The sequence below is a fragment of the Bacillus sp. B2-WWTP-C-10-Post-4 genome, from assembly GCF_009183805.1.
In the GTDB taxonomy this organism is placed as follows: Bacteria; Bacillota; Bacilli; order Bacillales; family Bacillaceae_G; genus Bacillus_A; species Bacillus_A cereus.
Genome location: NZ_WEII01000003.1, coordinates 136265 through 153253, shown reverse-complemented (window position 1 = coordinate 153253; position 16989 = coordinate 136265). Strand labels below are relative to the sequence as shown.

The following is a 16989-nucleotide window of genomic DNA, read 5'->3' as shown; positions in this document are numbered from 1 at the left end:
GTGATTTATGAGTTTTTTGTAGAAATTTATCTACAAAAAGGATAAAGATATAAAAAACGTACTGTTTTTATAATATAAATTAAGAAAAAATGAGTCCGTGAAAACAAGAAAGGAAGATAAATAATATGTTTGGATTTGGTGGATTTACTCGCGATCTTGGAATAGACTTAGGAACTGCGAACACGCTTGTATATGTAAAAGGAAAAGGTGTAGTTTTACGTGAACCTTCAGTAGTGGCGTTACAAACTGATACGAAACAAATCGTTGCTGTAGGTAGCGACGCAAAACAAATGATTGGTCGTACACCAGGGAACGTTGTGGCACTTCGCCCGATGAAAGACGGTGTAATTGCTGATTACGAAACAACTGCAACAATGATGAAATATTACATTCAACAAGCTCAAAAATCAAACGGTTTCTTCTCACGTAAGCCGTATGTAATGGTATGTGTACCATCTGGTATTACAGCTGTAGAAAGACGTGCAGTAATCGATGCGACTCGTCAAGCGGGTGCTCGTGATGCTTATCCTATCGAAGAGCCATTTGCAGCAGCAATTGGTGCAAACTTACCTGTTTGGGAACCAACTGGTAGTATGGTTGTTGATATCGGTGGTGGTACAACAGAAGTTGCAATTATTTCTCTAGGTGGTATTGTAACAAGCCAGTCAGTCCGTGTTGCTGGTGATGATATGGACGATTCAATCATTCAGTACATTAAGAAAAGCTATAACTTAATGATCGGTGAAAGAACAGCTGAAGCATTAAAATTAGAAATTGGTTCTGCAGGCGAGCCCGAAGGTATCGAGCCTATGGAAATTCGCGGTCGTGATTTAGTAAGTGGTTTACCAAAAACAGTACTAATTCAGCCAGAAGAAATTGCAGATGCATTAAAAGATACAGTAGATGCGATTGTAGAATCAGTTAAAAATACGTTAGAAAAAACTCCACCTGAATTAGCGGCTGATATTATGGACCGCGGTATCGTATTAACAGGTGGCGGGGCATTACTACGTAATTTAGATAAAGTAATTAGTGAAGAAACGAAAATGCCAGTTCTTGTTGCAGAAGATCCATTAGATTGCGTAGCAATTGGAACAGGTAAAGCATTAGACAATATCGATCTTTTCAAAACTGCTGCTCGATAATATTGCAAAATAAAAATCAGTGAAATTAAGAGGGTGTGAACGTGCCACAGTTTTTCTTAAACAAAAGATTAATTGTTTTGTTGGTTAGTATTATTCTTCTCGTGGCATTGATTGGAATCTCATTGAAAGAACGGAACAGTTTAACATGGCCAGAGCAGTTTGTTAAAGATACTGTCGGTGTTGTAGAACGTGTATTCCAAAAGCCAGCGAAATACGTAGCTGGATTCTTCGAAAATGTAGAGGATGTAAAGCGCACGTATGAAGAGAATAAAGAATTAAAAGCAAAATTAGATAATTATGCAGGTCTATCAGGGAAAGTAAAACAATTAGAAGATGATAACAAGAAGCTACAAGAGCTAACTGGTAAAAAAGAGTTAAATAGCGGGTATACTGAAATTCCAGCTACTGTTGTTTCTCGTAATCCAGATAAATGGTACGATTTAATTGGAATTGATAAAGGGGCACAGCAAGGAATTAAAAAAGATATGGCTGTAGTAACTTCACAAGGGTTAGTTGGAAGAGTGAAAAGTGTATCTCAGTTTACATCATCAGTAGAATTACTAAGTTCTATGAGCCGAACAAATCGCGTTTCTGCTATTGTACAAGGGCAAGAGAAAATCTTTGGATTGATTGAAGGTTATGACAAAGAAAAGCAATTACTTCTTTTCACAAAGATTGGCTCTGATGCACCGGTAGAGAAAGATCAACTAGTTGTAACATCTGGACTGGGTGATATTTTCCCGAAAGGTCTTGTAATTGGAAAAATCGTTGAAGTTCAGCCGGATGCATATGGCTTAACAAAAACAGCTTATGTAAAACCTGCCGCTGATTTAAATGACGTAGAGCATATTACGGTTGCTAAACGTGCAACACCTTCAGCGCCATTAGAATAGGAGGAGAAGAAGAGATGATGAAGATATTAAAAAGAGCAGCTCTTCCTCTTTTGCTCCTTTTTGTGTTTCTATTTGAAAATATGTTTGCTACTGTTGTTCCAACGGATGTGTTTTGGAAAGACAGCATAGCAGCACCGCATTTCTTTATAATCGTATTATGTTTTATTACAGTGTATTATAGTCCGGTCCAAGGGATTTATTACGGACTATTATTTGGCTTCTTATTTGATACCGTATACACAGAACTTGTCGGGATATATATTTTTGCTTATCCGATTTTAGCTTATTTAGTATATAGTGTGATGAAAGTACTACAATTGAATTTATTTATTGTTGTTTCTATCATATTAGCTAGTGTTGTAGCACTAGAGTATTATGTGTATGGATTCTTAACTTTATTAGGACGTACTCATATGCCAGCGTATGTCTTTTTCACAGATCGTCTCCTTTCTACTTTATTGTTAAATGCTATTTTCTTATTGATAGTTTGTTTCCCACTGAGACGATATATAGTGCGTCTTTCAAAAGCGATGGAAGAAAAAGAAAAAAGGATTTTCTAATTTTATGTCGAATTGAATCGGTGGGGTGAACTTTAGTGGAAGAAAAAAAGCAACAAAATGTAACGATAAAAGGGACAAAAGATGGGATAACGCTTCATTTAGATGATTGTTGTTCATTCTCAGGATTATTGGTGGAATTAGACGAAAAACTTTCTACACATTACTACGACGGTGATGGACGCTCTCTAATTGAAGTGCATGTGAAAGTAGGAAATCGTTATTTAACAGAAGTCCAACAAGAAGAGATTCGTACGTTAATTCGTAATAAAAAGAATCTTGTTGTGGATTCAATTGAAAGTGATGTTATCACTAAAGCAGAAGCAATAGCTTGGAAAGAAGAAACAGAAATTGTCCCTATTTCCAAAATTGTTCGCTCTGGACAAGTTTTACATGTAAAAGGAAATTTGTTGTTAATTGGAGATGTTAATCCAGGCGGAACGGTTATCGCTGGGGGGAATATTTTTGTCGTAGGATCATTAAGAGGAATTGCACATGCTGGGTATTATGGGGATTCGGATGCTGTAATCGCTGCATCTGTTATGAACCCGATGCAACTTCGAATTAGTGATGTGGCAATGCGGGCTCCGGAAGAGAAAGAAGACGGAGCGGAGGCGGCAGAATGTGCGTATATTAATGAGAACAATCACATTGTTGTCGATCGCCTGCAACTTCTCACTCATCTTAGACCTAATTTAACAAAGTTAGAAAGGGGAATTGTATAGCTGTGGGAGAGGCAATAGTAATTACATCTGGAAAAGGCGGAGTAGGTAAAACTACTACATCTGCGAACATTGGTACGGCCCTAGCGTTATCTGGAAAGAAAGTGTGCTTAATTGACACAGATATCGGTCTTCGAAATTTAGACGTAGTAATGGGGCTGGAAAATCGTATTGTATTTGATCTTGTTGATGTCGTTGAAGGGCGTTGCCGTTTACCTCAGGCTCTTATTAAAGACAAACGTTTTGATGATCTTTATTTATTACCTGCAGCACAAACGAGTGATAAATCAGCGGTAACACCTGAACAAATGGATGAATTAATACAAGTATTACGTCAAGATTATGATTACATATTAATCGATTGTCCTGCGGGGATTGAGCAGGGATTTAAAAATGCGGTAGCTGGTGCGGATAAAGCAATCGTTGTTACGACTCCAGAAGTATCCTCAATGCGCGATGCGGATCGTATTATTGGGCTTTTAGAAAAAGAGGATATTGAACCACCGAAACTTGTTATTAACCGTGTACGTAGTCATATGCTTCATGAACAGGATATGTTAGATGTTGATGAAATTGTACGTACATTGTCAATCGAGCTTCTTGGTGTTGTCGAAGATGACGATGAAGTTATTCGAGCTACAAATACAGGTGAACCTGTGGCGTTGCAACCAAGCGGAAAAGCAGCGTTGGCTTATCGTAATATTGCAAGACGCTTGTTAGGTGAGAATGTACCATTACAAGCATTTGAACAAGAAAAGGTATCGGTATTTGCAAAGGTGAAAAACTTCTTTGGAATCCGTTAAGAGCACTTCGCACATATGCGAGGTGCTTTCTTTTTTCTTCACACGAATATCTTTCTTTCTTAGCTCATACATATGTACAAACTGTATACAACTGTTTCTAATGAAATTAGCTTAACGAAAGAAAGGAGACAGTATGAAGAATAGACGCGTAGAAGAAATTAAAAAGCGGATTGCAAAAAGGAAGGCCGAGCAAGAAAGGATGGAGGAAGAGCAGTATTTTAACGGAGGGAATTTTGATAGTGAAGCGGTATTTATTGAAGATGGAGAAAAGGAAATGCATCCTTTATTTCGAAAGGAAGTCTTTTTCTTCAAAGTTTTATTATCAGCAATATTAGTTCTTTCGGTTGCTATTTTATATAAGAATGCTCCTTCTTCATTCAATGGAGCTAAAGCTGTTACAGAAAAAGTGATGAAAGAGGAATTTCAGTTTGCTACTGTAGCGAAATGGTACGAAAAGCAATTTGGAAAACCGCTCGTATTCTATTCGCCGAACGAGAAAAAAGAAGGAAGTATTCAGCAAAAAGATTATGCAATTCCTGCTTCTGGAAAGGTAATGCAAGGGTTTCAAAAAAATGGCCAAGGTGTATTTGTCCAAACAGCTACAAATGCAAAAGTGGAGTCAGTAAATGAAGGGTTAGTTGTTTTTGCAGGCAAGAAAGAGGAACTTGGAAATACAGTTCAAATTCAACATGCAGATGGTACGGAGTCATGGTATGCAAACTTAAACGATATGTCAGTGAAATTATATGATTACGTTTCAAAGAAACAAAAAATTGGAACGGTAAGTAATGATACAAATGATAAAAATGGAAAGTTTTATTTCGCGATAAAAAAGAATGAAAAATTTATTGATCCGATCCAGGTGATATCATTTGATTAAATATAGGGACGTTTTAACGAAAATTTCCGTGCATCCATTATTTTGGGTTATTATTGTCATTGGTATTTTTACTGCGCGTTTTAAAGAGTTACTACTGTTATTTTGTATTGTTCTTATTCATGAACTTGGGCATGCTTTTGCAGCAGCACACTATAATTGGCGTATAAAAAGAATTCAGCTTTTGCCGTTTGGTGGCGTGGCCGAGCTTGAGGAACATGGTAATAAGTCATTGAAAGAGGAACTTGTTGTCGTAATTGCAGGACCGATTCAACATGTTTGGATGATGCTGGTAGGTTACATGTTGTTCGAAGCCGGTTGGCTGAATACAGATTTATATTATTTCTTTATGTGGAATAATATAATTATTTTAGCATTTAATTTACTCCCTATTTGGCCGTTAGATGGCGGGAAAGTATTGTTTAATGTATTATCATATCGTTTCCCTTATTTACAAGCACATGAAAAGATGATGCAATTGTCATGTGTTTTTTTTGGTGTAATATTAGGATGGCAGTTACTCTGGAATAGTAACAATATTATGATGTGGGTACTACTCATATTTTTAGCAGTGTCATTATATCAAGAGTGGAAACAAAGACGGTATGCATTTATGCGTTTTTTATTAGAACGTTATTATGGAAACAAAAGAGGAATCGAAAAGATTGCACCTATTGAAGTGCAAACGGAAGATCGTTTATATACGATCTTCACAAAATTTCGTAGAGGATATAAGCATTCTATTATCGTCCGTGGAAAATATAAAGAGCATTACACATTGGATGAAAATGAATTGCTCTATGCATATTTTACTGAAAAACGAACAACTTCATCAGTTGAAGAATTAATCGGTTAGTGTTGACGATAGCACTAACCTTTTATTATTGTAAAAGCAAAGAAGATTATAAAGTGAGGAAATAATTTTGAAAACGTTATATGTGAATTACGCTGGTTCGGAAAAGCGGGTTGCAATTGAAGAGAAGAAAAAAATTGTTGAGTTTTTATGGAAACGTAATGAAGAGCAAGAGATTGTTGGGCATATTTATGTTGGACGTGTCGTAAGAACAATTGCTGGAATGAATGCAGCTTTTGTAAACATCGGTTTAGAAAAACATGCTTACCTTTCATACGATGATGTACCATCTTCTTATCGTATACATGAAGGGCAAGCGATACTCGTACAAGTTGTAAAAGAGGCAATTGATACGAAAGGGCCTAAATTGACAGCGAATATAGAATTTACCGGGAAATATGTCGTTTATATGCCGTTTGATGAGATGCGCGCTGTTTCTCGAAAAATAAAAAATAATAAAAGAAGACAACAGTTACTCCAAATTGAAATAGAGGGAACGGGGGGATACATTTTCCGCTCTGCTTCTGAAAAAGGAGCAATTGAAGAAATACAAGCTGAAATGCAAGGGTTACAACAGTTGTATGAAGAGTTAAAAAGAAAAGAGGGCCAAGGAAAGGCGCCGTTATTACTTCATCGACCGGCGACCTTTTTAGATCGTGTATTTCAAGAGAATCCAATTGAAACCATTGAAAAAGTAGTTGTAGATACAAGAAGTATAGTAAAAGAATTAGAAGACAAAGTTGGAAAAGAAAAAGTATCTTTTTATAATGAAAAGTCTTCGATGTTTAACCATTTTGGAATAGAGCGTGAAATTGAGAAAGCACTCCAAAAAATTGTGTGGCTTCCAAATGGTGCTTATTTAATTGTAGAACAAATGGAGACGATGACTGTAATTGATGTGAATACGGGCAAGTTTACGGGAAAACAAAATTTACAAGATACAGTACTTCGTACAAATGAGATGGCAGCTGAAGAAATTGCACGCCAATTAAGACTTCGTGATATTGGTGGTATGATATTAATTGATTTTATTAATATGAAAAAAAGAGAAGATAAAGAAAAGGTAAGAGAATGTCTTATAGCTGCTATGCAAGATGACCGCACATATACAAGGGTGCTCGGCTTTACGGAGCTAGGGATTTTGGAAATGACACGTAAACGTAAAAAGCATTCTTTACGGGACGTATTATTAAAAGAGTGTGTACCTTGCAAAGCGACGGGTTATGTGATGTCGCATGAAACAATTGCGTATGAGTTAGAGAGAGAACTAATCACATATGGCAATATAGAAGATGAAGCGGTATTAATCGCTGCGCCTAAAGAACTGCAAAAACAGTTTTTGCAAAAAGAATTACAAAAAAATATTCCATTTGAAATTTATTTCAAAGATGATAATATCGAAAAGTATGCTATCGTTCGTTTTGGAAGTAAAAAAGAAATTGTAGAGCGGAAAAAATAGTTAGCAGAACATTTATTGACAACCGTCTATGATTCATGATAACATCTTTATGTTATAGTTTATAGCACCTAAACGGCTATATGCTACAACCGCACAAGACAGGTTCCCTAAAGGCATTTATGTCTACCTCGTTTTTGGCGAGTCTTAGTAATTAAGAGGAGGTGCAAGTATGTACGCAATTATCGAAACAGGTGGAAAACAAATTAAAGTTGAAGCTGGTCAAGCAATCTACATTGAAAAATTAGATGTTGAAGCTGGTGAAACTGTTACTTTTGACAAAGTTCTTTTCGTTGGTGGCGAAAACGTTAAAGTTGGTAGCCCAGTTGTAGAAGGTGCAACAGTTACTGCGAAAGTTGAAAAACAAGGTCGCGCTAAGAAAATTATCGTTTTCAAATACAAAGCGAAAAAGAACAATCGTAAGAAACAAGGTCATCGTCAACCTTACACTAAGCTAGTTGTTGAAGCTATCAACGCTTAATTCTGGTTAACATGATTAAAATTACGATAAGTCGCACGAAATTAGGAAGTATCCAATCATTTAAAATGACTGGACATGCCGATTATGCGCCACATGGACAAGACCTTGTCTGTGCTGGAACTACAGCGGTTGTGTTTGGTTCTATAAATGCAGTGGAAGAACTTTGTAATGTGCAAGCAACTATTGAACTCGGAAGTGATGGCGGATTCTTAACGTATGAATTGCCTAATGATTTAGACGTTCATACAGCAGAAAAAGCACAAACGCTTTTAGAAGGATTAGTTGTTTCGCTTAAGACGATCGAACTTGATTACGGAAAGTATATCCGTTTAATAGAAAAAGTGCAGGAGGTGTAACGTATGTTAAGATTAGATCTTCAGTTTTTCGCATCTAAGAAAGGTGTAGGTAGTACAAAGAACGGTCGTGACTCTCAGTCAAAACGTCTTGGTGCTAAACGCGCAGATGGTCAAACGGTTACAGGTGGTTCAATTCTTTACCGTCAACGCGGTACAAAAATTTATCCAGGTGTTAACGTTGGTCGTGGTGGCGATGACACTTTATACGCGAAAGTTGACGGCGTAGTACGCTTTGAGCGTCTTGGTCGTGACCGCAAACAAGTGAGCGTATATCCTGTTGCTCAAGAAGCATAAGAACTCACGGAAAACTCTAACCTGAGTGCAGGTTAGAGTTTTTCTATATTAAGGGGTATCTAAATGAATGAAAAATGGACAATTATAGATGCATTGCGCCATTCAAGACATGATTGGCTCAATCGTATGCAGATGGTGAAAGGAAACCTTTCCCTTGGAAAAGTGGAAGAAATTCATAGTCTCATCGATCGTTTTGTCCAAGAAGCGAGACAAGAATCCAATCTGATGGGGCTATCAATGCCTTTATTTTCAGAGTGGATTTTAACATATAATTGGAAACAGCAGCCGTGCTTATTGGAGTACGAAGTATTAGGGAAATTACATAACTTATCTCACTTAGATGAGACTGTATGTACATGGACGAATCAATTTTTCTCGATGCTTCAGCATAGTTTAGACGTATATGTTGAAAATTATGTTTGTATCACAATTGAATGTGACGCGGATAATGCTCGTTTCTTTTTTGATTTTCGTGGTAAGCTAACGAGTGTAGAAGAACTACAGAATTGGCTTGCGACCCAAAACAATAAATGGTATTCCATTTCTTATACAGTGCGAGACGAAGAAGTCTCAGTTATATTACAACCAATTGAAAAAAGTGTGGTGAAATAATGTTTGTAGATCAGGTCAAGATATATGTAAAAGGCGGCGACGGTGGTAACGGTATGGTTGCGTATCGTCGTGAGAAGTATGTACCAAAAGGTGGCCCAGCAGGTGGCGACGGCGGTAAAGGTGCAGATGTTGTTTTCGTAGTTGAGGAAGGCTTACGTACATTAATGGACTTCCGCTACCAACGTCATTTCAAAGCTGATCGCGGTCAGCACGGAATGAGTAAAGGTCAGCACGGACGTAAATCTGAAGATTTACTTGTAAAGGTTCCACCAGGAACAGTAGTAAAAGATGAAAAAACTGGTCAAATTCTTGCCGATTTAGTAACGCATGGACAAACTGCTGTAATTGCAAAAGGTGGCCGCGGTGGCCGTGGTAACTCACGTTTTGCAACAGCTACGAACCCAGCGCCAGAAATCGCTGAGAACGGGGAACCAGGTCAAGAGCGTGATGTTATTCTAGAACTTAAAGTACTAGCAGACGTTGGACTTGTTGGATTCCCAAGTGTAGGTAAATCTACATTATTATCTGTTGTATCATCAGCGCGTCCGAAAATTGCAGAGTATCACTTCACAACAATCGTTCCAAATCTTGGTGTTGTTGAAACTGGTGATAACCGCAGCTTCGTTATGGCTGACCTTCCAGGACTAATTGAAGGCGCACATGCTGGCGTCGGACTTGGACACCAATTCTTACGTCATATTGAGCGTACACGTGTAATCGTGCATGTTATTGATATGTCTGGTTTAGAAGGCCGTGATCCATATGAAGATTACGTAACGATTAATAATGAATTAAAAGAATACAATCTTCGCTTAACTGAGCGTCCACAAGTTGTTGTTGCAAACAAAATGGATATGCCAGATGCAGAAGAAAACTTACAAGCATTTAAAGAGAAAGTGGGAGACGAAGTAAAAATCTTCCCAATCTCAGCTGTAACAAGACAAGGGGTTCGTGACTTACTGTTTGAAGTAGCGAACTTAATAGAAACAACACCAGAATTCCCAATACATGAAGTTGCGGATGAGTCTGATACAAGTGTAATGTACAAATTTGATACTGAAGGTGTTAAATTTGAAATTACACGTGAAAGTGATGGCACGTTTGTTATCTCTGGTTACGATATCGAGAAGACATTCAAAATGACAGACTTCTCACGTGATGAATCTGTACGTCGTTTCGCTCGTCAAATGCGCGGAATGGGTATTGATGAAGCGCTTCGTGCACGTGGTGCGAAAGACGGAGATATTGTAAAAATTCTTGAATATGAATTTGAATTTATCGATTAAGACTGCCGAAATACGGCAGTCTTTTTTTATATCGTAAAAATCGGATTTATATAGGAAAAAATCCCCACTAATTAAATTTTCAATTTATAATAAAAAGGGGAGTGGTTTTAGAAGAATTTTTTTATGGGGAGAAAATGAACATGTATAAAATATTAATTGTAGAAGATGATGAGAAAATCGCGGGAATATTAGAAGAGCATTTAGAAAGATATGGCTATCAATCATTTAGAGCAAGTGATTTACGTCAAATAAAAGATGAGTTTGTAAAAGTGAATCCTCATCTCGTGTTACTTGATATTAATTTACCGTACTTTGACGGTTTTTATTGGTGTCGTCAAATTCGTACTGTATCGAATGCACCAATTATTTTTGTTTCTGCAAGAACAGGAGAAATGGATCAAGTAATGGCGATTGAAAATGGCGGCGATGATTATATTACGAAGCCATTCCATTTAGATATCGTAATGGCAAAGGTGAAGAGTGCACTTCGCCGTGGTTACGGAGAGTATGCTTCTGCCGCTGAGAGTGATTGTTTAGGTGTAAATGGACTGTTGTTATTCCCGTCTCAGCATATTGTTGAGTGGCAAGGACAACAAACTGAACTGACAAAAAATGAGTTTTACTTATTAGAGTGTTTAATGAAACAGGTGAATCAATATGTAACGCGCGAAGAACTGTTAGAAGCTCTATGGGATGAAGTAGCATTTGTGGATGATAATACATTAACCGTAAATGTAAAGCGTGTAAGGAAGAAACTAGAGGAGTTAGGCATTAAAAATGCAATTGTAACGAAACGTGGATATGGTTATGCGCTTTTTACGGAGTGGGGCGAAGGGCATGAAGGTTAAAAATTACCTTATGGACCGCTTTTCTTTAATTCTTTCTTATATTGTTAGCCTTTGTTTATTTGGGCTCGTTTTACAGCTGCAAAGTCTTTTAGAAAAGAAATCCATTGATTGGAGTACGTGGTTATATGGACTTTTATTAGGAACAGTTGTGTTTACTGTATACCTCATTTACGATTACCGAAAACGGAGTGTGTTTTTAAAGAGGATCGAAAAGTATGTTACTGGTGGAAATACATTACATGACTCTTTACTTATTGATGAATCTTATACATCAGAGCAAGAAATGGTCGTTGAATCTTTTACGTTATTAAGACAGCAATATATGAATGAAGTTCATAAACAGCATGCGAAAGAGCAACAGCAAATGATATTTATGAACCAATGGATTCACCAAATGAAAACACCAGTATCTGTTATTGAATTATTGCTGCAAAAGTTTGGCAAAGAGCATCGTGAGGCAAGAGCAACAGTTGAAAGTATTCGTGAAGAAAATAACCGTATACTAAATGGTTTAGATTTAGCGTTACATATGGCAAGACTAGAGCAGTTTGCGAAAGATTATAAGGTAGAAGTAGTAAATGTTATAGATGTCGTGCGAGGGATTATTAATGAAAATCGGAAATCCTTTATTCAATCGTCTGTATTTCCGAAAGTGATGTTTGAAGAAGATACTTGTATGGTTGCATCTGATAGAAAATGGCTGAGTATTGCTATAGGTCAAATTGTTGTAAACGCAATCAAGTATACAAAAATTTCAGCGGCAGAGAAAAAAGAAATTCAATTTCAAATTGAAGAGAAAAATCAAAAGGTGTTATTACATATTAAAGACAATGGAATTGGTATTCCAGAGCAAGACGTAAAGCGCATATTTGATCCATTTTTTACGGGAATAAATGGACGTAAAACGAGAGAAGCGACTGGGATGGGCTTATATATTACGAAGGAAATTTGCGATAATTTACATCATGGAATGTATGTCCAATCGGCTGAAGGAGAAGGGACAACATTCACGTTCCAATTTGCAAAAGATGAAGAATATCATACATTGATGAGAAAAATGACAAAACTGTAAGATAACAAAACGTTTTGTAAGGGAAATCACTCGTTTCTTTTTCTTATTTTTCTTATAGTAAATGTAAGAAGAAAACACGTAGGGGGATTAGAAATGAGTGTTCTTGAAGTAAAAGGATTAACGAAGGTGTACCAATCAAAAGGTTCAGTAGCGACGACTGCTTTAAACGATATAAATTTTAAAATAGAAGAAGGCGAATTTGTAGGGATTATGGGTCCTTCAGGAAGTGGGAAAACGACGCTTTTAAATTTATTAGCAACAATTGATAAGCAAACTTCAGGTCATGTGCTTGTAAATGGTGAAGAAATTAATCAAATGCGTGCTGCAAAATTAGCGGAGTTTCGCCGTACACATTTAGGGTTCATCTTCCAAGATTTTAATTTACTTGATACGTTATCCATTAAAGAAAACATTATTTTACCACTTGTAATGGCGAAGAAATCTGTAAATGAAATTGATGCGAAAGTACTGGAAATTGCGAAGTTTTTAAACATCGAAGAAATTTTAAATAAAAAAGTATACGAAGTATCTGGGGGACAACAACAACGTGCAGCAGCAGCGAGAGCAATCATTCATGAACCGACGTTAATTTTAGCAGATGAACCAACTGGAAACTTAGACTCAAAGTCAGCGAAATCGCTAATGGGCGCTCTGCAAGATTTACACGAGCAAAAGAAAGTAACGATTGCAATGGTTACGCACGATCCAGTAGCGGCTAGTTATTGTGAACGTATCCTTTTCATACGTGATGGAGAAATTTTCTCGGAAATACATAAAGGAAGAACGAAACAAGCCTTTTTCCAAGAAATTCTGGACGTACTTGCGATGCTAGGAGGAGAATATCATGAACTTTCGCCAGCTCGCGCTTAATAACGTAAAAGGAAATTGGCGTAACTATAAAGCGTTTCTTATAAGTAGTTGTTTATCGATTGTCGTATTTTTCATGTATGCTTCTTTTATTTATCATCCAGATGTCGTAAGCGGTAATATTAGTATGAGAAAGATGATCACAAAAGGATTAGAATCGATGAATTATATTGTGGTCATCTTCTCGGCACTCTTTATTTTATATGCAAATTCAACGTTTTTACGAGCAAGAAAAAAAGAGTTTGGTCTACTAACATTAATAGGCGGAACGAAATCGCAGCTCGGCCGAATGATTATATTAGAGCAACTGATGTTAGGTAGTATTGCAATTGTAGTTGGCATTGGGGTTGGAATGCTTTGTTCAAAATTATTTTTTCAAGCGTTAAGCGTATTATTAAAAATAGATAAGACGCTTCCACTTGTTTGGAATAGTAAAGCAGTTCTTATTACAGCTGGTGTATACTTTATTCTATTTTTAATCCTATCATTGTTTAGTGTTTGGACAGTAGGACGCTTGCAAATTATTGATTTATTAAGAGAGGCAAGAAAGCAAAAAGTAGAGCCGTTTGCATTTACATGGTTATGTGTAGTTGGTATAGGATGTATTATTGTTGCATATGTACTTAGCTTCCAAGTAACGTTTCTGAATTTCCTCCTCCTCTTTTTACCGGTGGTAGGACTGACAATTGGCGGAACGTATTTACTATTTACACAAGGTAGTACAGTTGTATTAAAAGCATTACAAAAAAGAAAGCAATCTTTTTATACGTACCCAAATATGTTCGTCCTTAGCAACCTTATTTATAAAATGAAAGATAATGCTCGTTTTCTATTTGTAATTTCTATCATTACGGCGGTAGTATCTTCAGCGGTGGGTACACTGTACGTATATTTTGAAAATATGAGTGCGAAAACGGTAGAACTTACACCACATGCTATTTCATATGAGGAAAAGGGGTTAAATACGCATAACCTTATTAATGAAGAAAAGGTACAGGAGCTTGTGAAGAGACACGGGTTTGAAGATGCGCGAAAAGTAACATACGTTAAACTACCAGCAACACAGAAAATAACGTTGTTTAATAGTGAACATGAAGTACCGATGACGATTATTTCAGAAAAAGAATATAATGCAGAAGTGCGCAAACAAAAGAGAGAGCAACCTACAGAAGTTCATAATGCACCAGGTAGTGCAACGATGGTTATGGTTGATATGTCAAATGAACTGATGAAGATAGATCGTACGAAACCGTATGAATTTACAATTAATGGACAAAAGCAGTCTGTTCAATTAAATAATCCAACGCAGTATTCTGTTTTTAATGATAGTGAATATCTCATTGTAAATGATCAAGATTTTGAGAAATATGCAACACTCGTACCAGATGAAGAAAAGACAAAATATTACGGTTATTATATTGAGGATTGGAAAAGTACAGAAAACCTTGTATTAGATTTGAAAAATGAAATTGTACCAGAAAAGCAAGGGGAATTGAGAAATTCAGTGTTTGCGTATAAGGATATAAGAGAAGGTGGAGCAATTACAATGTTCATCGGTTTCTTCGTAGCGGTACTGTTCTTCTTCTTCGCTTGTAGTATGACATACTTTAAATGGTTTAACGATAAAGAACAAGATCGTATTCAATTTAAATCGTTAAAGAGAATTGGTATGACAGATAAAGAAATTCGCAAAATTGCGATTCGACAAATGGGAGTTATCTTCTTTATCCCAATTTTAATCGGTTCCATTCATAGTGGATTTGCTCTTCATACGTTAGGAAAAATGCTTTATATTAATTTGTGGAAATCAGGTGCGCTTGTAATTGGAGCATACATTTTAGCTTCTGCCATTTACTTTATGATCGCGCAAAGAGGATATTTAAAACACGTAAAAAGCTAGGGGAACCTCTAGCTTTTTGCCTATGTAGTAAGTTACAGGAGGACGATAGATGAACATTCGGCAACTAGCGCTGCAAAATATAAAAGGAAATTGGCGTAATTATAAAGTGTTTTTCTTAAGTAGTTGTTTTGCAATATTTGCTTCTTACGCATATATGTCTGTCATTGTGCATCCATATATGCAAGAGACGATGTGGTATCAAAACGTACGCTGGGGACTTATTATATGTAATGTTATAATCATTTCTTTTTTCGTCATATTTATTTTGTACTCTACTTCTATTTTCATAGAAGCACGTAAGAAAGAATTAGGGTTATATATGTTAATGGGAGCAACGAAGTCTAACGTAATAGGAGTGATTATGACCGAGCAAATTTTAATCGGGGTCTTCGCGAATATTTTCGGTATTGGGCTTGGTATGATATTTTTAAAACTCTTTTTTATGGTATTTAGTATGTTACTGGGGCTTCCGAAAGAACTCCCTGTCATATTTGACGTAAGGGCGATTGGTGTAACATTTATTACATATATGGTCGTTTTTATTTTGTTATCTTTTATAAGTGCTTTACGTATATGGAATATAAAAATCATTCGGTTATTGAAAGAATTTCGAACAGATAAAAAAGAGAAGAAAACATCAAAGTGGCTCTGTTTATTCGGTTTTGCTTGTTTAGTGGGCGGGTATGCATTGGCGATACAAGTGACGATGGCTACGATAGCGATATACTTTTTCCCTGTGTCTATACTTGTCTTTTTTGGAACGTACTTTTCTTTTACACATGGAGCTACCCAAATGTTAGAAATAATAAAGCGAAATAAAAAGATTATGTATACATATCCGTATTTATTTATAGTGAATCAATTGTCACATCGAATGAAGGAAAATGGTCGCTTTTTCTTTCTGATGTCTATGGCAACGACGTTTGTAGTTACAGCAACAGGTACGGTGTTCTTATATTTTTCTAGCATGCAAGATATGTGGCGAACTGGAGGGGTACACTCGTTTTCGTACATAGAAAAAGGTATTTCTACTCATGAAGTCTTTGAGGAAGGTGCGGTTGAAAAATTACTGCATCAATATGGGTATGACGATTTTCAATATATGAGTTTTGTTGGAGTGTATGCATCCTTTCAGTCTAGTAAAGGAGAAACAACAATAGTACCGCTTATAAAAGAAAGTGAATATAACCAAGAAGCAAGGAAACAAAAACAGAAAACGTATCGTCCTAAAAAAGGTACAGTGACACTCGTTTATTATAATAAATACAATAATTCGAATGTATATAATCAAAAAGAGATTCAATTGCAAGTAATGAATCAACCATATCAATTCGTATTTAACGGTCAGAAAGAAGGGGTTCAATTTAACCATCACCCTTCGTACATTAATGGTCTGTTCTTTGTTATGAATGATGAAGATTTTGATAGTATAGCAAATCAGGTTCCTGATTCTGAAACAATGATATATAGAGGTTACACATTACCAAATATCGAAAAGACGAAGAAATTAAATGAAGATTTACGGAAACATATGAAACAAGATAATAATAATGCATTTCGAAGCAATATGGAGTTGTATGTAAATATGAAAGAAGGCGGTGATATTACTCTATTTGTAGGCTCATTTATTAGTATATTATTCTTTCTTACTTCATGTAGTATCGTGTATTTTAAATGGTTCCATAATATTGCATCGGACCGAAAGCAGTATGGTGCACTCTCTAAACTTGGAATGACGAAGGAAGAAGTATGGAAAATTTCTCGTTGGCAATTATGTATGCTATTTTTTGCGCCAATTATAGTAGGGAGTATGCATAGTGCAGTTGCGTTATATACGTTTCATAATACGCTTTTTATGGATGGATCATTAAGAAAAGTAGGTTTGTTCATTCTGTTTTATATCGCAGCATGTATCATTTATTTCTTCTTCGCTCAAAGAGAATATAAGAAACATTTAGACTAGCGAA

18 protein-coding genes and 1 other annotated feature are annotated in these 16989 nt (G+C 36.3%); all 18 genes read left to right on the top strand.

What is annotated here, in order from left to right; translation table 11 throughout:
- Positions 1-125 precede the first annotated feature (125 nt).
- The 18 genes from mreB to GBN78_RS03390 all read left to right on the top strand — a co-directional run bounded on the left by mreB (position 126) and on the right by GBN78_RS03390 (position 16985).
- Positions 126-1145, top strand: a complete 1020-nt coding sequence (mreB, locus tag GBN78_RS03470) for a cell shape-determining protein MreB (RefSeq protein ID WP_000466736.1) — start codon at positions 126-128, stop codon at positions 1143-1145.
- A gap of 41 nt (positions 1146-1186) precedes the next feature.
- Positions 1187-2038, top strand: coding sequence for a rod shape-determining protein MreC (gene mreC / locus GBN78_RS03465; protein WP_001135488.1), 852 nt, complete (start codon positions 1187-1189; stop codon positions 2036-2038).
- A 14-nt stretch (positions 2039-2052) separates the two neighbouring features.
- Entirely contained in the window at positions 2053-2598 is a 546-nt protein-coding gene (gene mreD / locus GBN78_RS03460) for a rod shape-determining protein MreD (RefSeq protein ID WP_000975766.1), read from the top strand.
- A 35-nt stretch (positions 2599-2633) separates the two neighbouring features.
- Complete coding sequence (gene minC / locus GBN78_RS03455) at positions 2634-3320, top strand: septum site-determining protein MinC (RefSeq protein ID WP_128267119.1); 687 nt, start codon at positions 2634-2636, stop codon at positions 3318-3320.
- Between the two features lie 2 nt (positions 3321-3322).
- Complete coding sequence (gene minD / locus GBN78_RS03450) at positions 3323-4120, top strand: septum site-determining protein MinD (RefSeq protein WP_000503309.1); 798 nt, start codon at positions 3323-3325, stop codon at positions 4118-4120.
- Between the two features lie 133 nt (positions 4121-4253).
- Positions 4254-5000: a stage IV sporulation protein SpoIVFA gene (gene spoIVFA / locus GBN78_RS03445; RefSeq protein WP_000797471.1), complete on the top strand. Its 747-nt coding sequence runs from the start codon at positions 4254-4256 to the stop codon at positions 4998-5000.
- Positions 4993-5853 carry a stage IV sporulation intramembrane metalloprotease SpoIVFB gene (spoIVFB, locus tag GBN78_RS03440; RefSeq protein WP_000599054.1) on the top strand — a complete coding sequence of 287 codons (861 nt, stop codon included), beginning with the start codon at positions 4993-4995 and terminating at the stop codon, positions 5851-5853. The genes spoIVFA and spoIVFB overlap by 8 nt, the downstream gene beginning before the upstream one ends.
- Positions 5854-5920: 67 nt before the next feature.
- Positions 5921-7309, top strand: coding sequence for an Rne/Rng family ribonuclease (locus GBN78_RS03435; RefSeq protein WP_000855488.1), 1389 nt, complete (start codon positions 5921-5923; stop codon positions 7307-7309).
- A 77-nt stretch (positions 7310-7386) separates the two neighbouring features.
- Positions 7387-7464 (top strand) — a sequence feature (ribosomal protein L21 leader region).
- A 14-nt stretch (positions 7465-7478) separates the two neighbouring features.
- Positions 7479-7787 carry a 50S ribosomal protein L21 gene (gene rplU / locus GBN78_RS03430; protein WP_000270907.1) on the top strand — a complete coding sequence of 103 codons (309 nt, stop codon included), beginning with the start codon at positions 7479-7481 and terminating at the stop codon, positions 7785-7787.
- A gap of 11 nt (positions 7788-7798) precedes the next feature.
- Complete coding sequence (locus tag GBN78_RS30075; RefSeq protein ID WP_002001054.1) at positions 7799-8143, top strand: ribosomal-processing cysteine protease Prp; 345 nt, start codon at positions 7799-7801, stop codon at positions 8141-8143.
- A gap of 3 nt (positions 8144-8146) precedes the next feature.
- Positions 8147-8437 (top strand): 50S ribosomal protein L27, encoded by a 291-nt coding sequence (gene rpmA, locus GBN78_RS30070; protein ID WP_000944958.1) that lies wholly within the window; start codon positions 8147-8149, stop codon positions 8435-8437.
- A 63-nt stretch (positions 8438-8500) separates the two neighbouring features.
- On the top strand, positions 8501-9049 hold the full coding sequence (locus GBN78_RS03420; protein ID WP_001003584.1) for a sporulation initiation phosphotransferase B: 549 nt from the start codon (positions 8501-8503) through the stop codon (positions 9047-9049).
- The gene (gene obgE / locus GBN78_RS03415) at positions 9049-10335 is read left to right on the top strand and encodes a GTPase ObgE (protein WP_000497128.1); all 1287 of its coding nucleotides are present in this window, start codon (positions 9049-9051) and stop codon (positions 10333-10335) included. The genes GBN78_RS03420 and obgE overlap by 1 nt, the downstream gene beginning before the upstream one ends.
- A gap of 140 nt (positions 10336-10475) precedes the next feature.
- Positions 10476-11183 carry a response regulator transcription factor gene (locus GBN78_RS03410; RefSeq protein WP_001986640.1) on the top strand — a complete coding sequence of 236 codons (708 nt, stop codon included), beginning with the start codon at positions 10476-10478 and terminating at the stop codon, positions 11181-11183.
- Positions 11173-12255, top strand: a complete 1083-nt coding sequence (locus GBN78_RS03405; RefSeq protein ID WP_000865401.1) for a HAMP domain-containing histidine kinase — start codon at positions 11173-11175, stop codon at positions 12253-12255. Before GBN78_RS03410 ends, GBN78_RS03405 begins: the two co-directional genes overlap by 11 nt.
- Positions 12256-12348: 93 nt before the next feature.
- Positions 12349-13125, top strand: a complete 777-nt coding sequence (locus GBN78_RS03400) for an ABC transporter ATP-binding protein (protein WP_000114529.1) — start codon at positions 12349-12351, stop codon at positions 13123-13125.
- Positions 13100-15022 (top strand): ABC transporter permease, encoded by a 1923-nt coding sequence (locus GBN78_RS03395; protein ID WP_030028252.1) that lies wholly within the window; start codon positions 13100-13102, stop codon positions 15020-15022. The genes GBN78_RS03400 and GBN78_RS03395 overlap by 26 nt, the downstream gene beginning before the upstream one ends.
- A 49-nt stretch (positions 15023-15071) precedes the next feature.
- A complete protein-coding gene (locus GBN78_RS03390) occupies positions 15072-16985 on the top strand; it encodes an ABC transporter permease (RefSeq protein ID WP_128267118.1) in 1914 nt (637 codons plus the stop codon).
- Positions 16986-16989 lie beyond the last annotated feature (4 nt).

Excerpts from the sequence above, each read along its gene's own strand:
- GBN78_RS03405 (WP_000865401.1), top strand. The coding sequence starts at position 11,173 with ATGAAGGTTAAAAATTACCTTATGGACCGCTTTTCTTTAATTCTTTCT.
- mreD (WP_000975766.1), top strand. The coding sequence starts at position 2,053 with ATGATGAAGATATTAAAAAGAGCAGCTCTTCCTCTTTTGCTCCTTTTT.
- GBN78_RS03395 (WP_030028252.1), top strand. The coding sequence starts at position 13,100 with ATGAACTTTCGCCAGCTCGCGCTTAATAACGTAAAAGGAAATTGGCGT.
- spoIVFA (WP_000797471.1), top strand. The coding sequence starts at position 4,254 with ATGAAGAATAGACGCGTAGAAGAAATTAAAAAGCGGATTGCAAAAAGG.
- mreB (WP_000466736.1), top strand. The coding sequence starts at position 126 with ATGTTTGGATTTGGTGGATTTACTCGCGATCTTGGAATAGACTTAGGA.
- rplU (WP_000270907.1), top strand. The coding sequence starts at position 7,479 with ATGTACGCAATTATCGAAACAGGTGGAAAACAAATTAAAGTTGAAGCT.
- GBN78_RS03420 (WP_001003584.1), top strand. The coding sequence starts at position 8,501 with ATGAATGAAAAATGGACAATTATAGATGCATTGCGCCATTCAAGACAT.
- rpmA (WP_000944958.1), top strand. The coding sequence starts at position 8,147 with ATGTTAAGATTAGATCTTCAGTTTTTCGCATCTAAGAAAGGTGTAGGT.
- GBN78_RS03390 (WP_128267118.1), top strand. The coding sequence starts at position 15,072 with ATGAACATTCGGCAACTAGCGCTGCAAAATATAAAAGGAAATTGGCGT.
- obgE (WP_000497128.1), top strand. The coding sequence starts at position 9,049 with ATGTTTGTAGATCAGGTCAAGATATATGTAAAAGGCGGCGACGGTGGT.
- GBN78_RS03400 (WP_000114529.1), top strand. The coding sequence starts at position 12,349 with ATGAGTGTTCTTGAAGTAAAAGGATTAACGAAGGTGTACCAATCAAAA.
- GBN78_RS03410 (WP_001986640.1), top strand. The coding sequence starts at position 10,476 with ATGTATAAAATATTAATTGTAGAAGATGATGAGAAAATCGCGGGAATA.
- GBN78_RS30075 (WP_002001054.1), top strand. The coding sequence starts at position 7,799 with ATGATTAAAATTACGATAAGTCGCACGAAATTAGGAAGTATCCAATCA.